The organism is Vibrio sp. (assembly GCF_984391705.1).
The window spans coordinates 1-1,948 of the sequence record NZ_CFHWOM010000143.1 but is presented as its reverse complement, the minus strand read 5'-3'; the positions used below and the strand labels follow the sequence as shown (position 1 = coordinate 1,948).

At 44.5% G+C, this 1,948-nt stretch carries 1 protein-coding gene and 1 pseudogene; both read left to right on the top strand.

Features of this window, described 5'->3' with window-relative positions; all coding sequences use genetic code 11:
- Positions 1–57: 57 nt before the first annotated feature.
- Entirely contained in the window at positions 58–942 is an 885-nt protein-coding gene (locus tag AC4MRV_RS21985) for a LysR family transcriptional regulator (protein ID WP_394142217.1), read from the top strand.
- Positions 943–1,300: 358 nt separating this feature from the next.
- Positions 1,301–1,948: pseudogene (locus AC4MRV_RS21980) on the top strand (GGDEF domain-containing protein); the annotation flags it as partial.

Sequence of the window (1,948 nt, the reverse complement as noted above, 5' to 3'; positions counted from 1 at the left end):
CTTAAAAGGCAAAACATTGTTGCTATATAGCAAAGATAAAACGCGAGTAGGTTAAGTATGGATAGCTTTGAAGGGATTAACGAATTCGTTGCGGTTGCCGAATGCCACGGTTTTTCTGCGGCCGCTAAGCAGTTAGGTTGCAGTACCAGCCATGTGAGTCGACAAGTTTCAAGGTTAGAAGAGCGAGTTGGGGTGGCTTTGCTTGCCCGCTCAACGCGCATGGTAAGCCTGACTGAGTCTGGACATACTTACTATCAACAGTGCAAAGACTTAGTGATTGGGCTACAACAAGCTAATGAGCAAGTTACGTCTCAACAGACTCAGCTGAGCGGTACATTACGTGTCAGTGCTGCAGGCGCATTTGCCGAGAATCATGTTGCGGCAGCGCTGATGGAATTTGCAAAATCTCATCCAGATCTAACCATTGAAATGAACTTCAACACCAAGATGGTGAACTTTATTGAAGACGGTATCGACTTCGCGATTCGTTACGGTCGGTTAGATGACTCAGGGCTGGTGGCAAGAAAGTTGGTTGATCGCCCAATGGCAGCGGCGGCGAGTAAAGCGTATATCGATCAATATGGCGCCCCCACTCATCCAGAACAGTTAAAACAACACAGCTGCATTATTGCCAATAGTGACCAATGGCTGTTTGAGCAAAATGGAAAGCCATTGAATGCGGTAAGAGTGCATGGTCGATGGAGAAGTAACAATTCAAGCGCGGTACTGAAAGCGTGTGAAGAGGGGCTCGGCGTTGTGTACCTTCCTAGAAGCAGTTTTAATGGCGGGCTAACCAATGGCAAGCTGGTTCCTGTGCTAGAAGAGTATTGGGGCTCGGGTACAAGCAGTTGGATTGTTTATCAGAACCGACGCTTTTTGCCTCAGAGAGCACGGCTAGCGATAGACTTCTTGGTCTCTTATTTTTCTGATTGGGATGAGTAGTGCTGTCTAAGCTAAGAAGCCAGAAGCTAGGGCAGATAGAAACTAAGGAAGGCAAAAGATAGAAAAGTTAATCATTACATTGCTATAGGTTATCTATTTTTGTTTTTTGGCGCGCGTAATCAGATTGAGATGCTTGTCTACTTTTGGTAACTCGTGCTAGCGATTGATTTGTAGAGAAGCGACCAACAGTACGATATACTAGATGGTATATTAATGTCCCCTGATGCTTGAAAGATTCTGTGGAAGGGTTAGTGGGATATGTTGCAATGCTCCAGTGATGAAGTATAGCTAGAGTGTGGAGTTGGTAATGTCTTCAATAAATTTCGAATCTACGTACGGCGTAATTATTATTCAAGATATGAATGTGGTTAGTGTTGATGCCAACTACGCTCGTATTTATGGGTACCAATCTCCAGAAGAGTTAATGTCCCAAATTGATAGCTTTCTTGATCTCATATCAGAAGACTTTCATGTCGCTGCCTACAAAAATTATCTTGAAACCGTCAGTGGTCAACGCGATCCTCAAGTCCACACCTCTACCAATGTGGACCGAAATGGCAGAGAGTTTACGGTGTTTTCTATTGATCATGTGACCGAATGGCAAGGAAGACCTGCATTACAAGTGACGGTGATCGATCTGAGCCCTGCGATTCAATTGCAGAATATGATGCGCAAGCAAGATCAGATGTATCAAGACATGATTATGAAATCAGGGCAGGGAATATTAGTGCACCGAGATTTCAAACCTTTGATGGTCAATCAGTCTTGGGTGAACCTGCAAGGTGGTAAGTCGATTGAGCAGGTATTGGAGCTCGATTCTATTCTCGATTTGGTACCACAGCAAAATGTAGAAAGTATCTGCCAGCGTTATCAAGCGGTGATATCGGGTGAGCCCTCAGGCACCAGTAACGTGGTAGAGAATATTGGCTTAGATGGTTCCATCGTTTCTTTAATATTTATGACAATGCGATTATTTGGGAAGGTCGACCAGCCGTACAGGTTGTGC